General features: G+C 48.4%; 1 protein-coding gene. It reads right to left on the reverse strand.

What is annotated here, in order from left to right:
* On the reverse strand, positions 1–262 hold a 262-nt coding region (locus AAEZ03_RS27160; protein ID WP_350582933.1), incomplete at its 3' end, for a YeaC family protein.
* Between the last annotated feature and the right edge of the window lie 15 nt (positions 263–277).

The raw sequence follows: 277 nt of genomic DNA on the forward strand, positions 1-277 counted from the left end.
TATTGGGATAATGATGTTCGTGCTCGACATCACATTCAGCACCGACGATTGAGCCATCGTCCTTTACAGGTTTATGAATATAACCGGTACGCTCGGCCGCAGGTAGATGCTCATGCTCCCAAACCATTACCGCTTGCATACAAGTGTCGCGCTGCTCAGGGGTTAATTTACGGCCATCTGGCCATTTGCCAAGCTCAATGGCCATACGGAATTTATCGACCACGTCTGGTGTTAGCGTTGCTAATATTGTTTGCTTATCCATCTCACTCTCCACGAC

This window comes from Pseudomonas sp. HY2-MNA-CIBAN-0224, assembly GCF_040310285.1.
GTDB classification, from domain to species: Bacteria; Pseudomonadota; Gammaproteobacteria; order Pseudomonadales; family Pseudomonadaceae; genus Aquipseudomonas; species Aquipseudomonas helleri.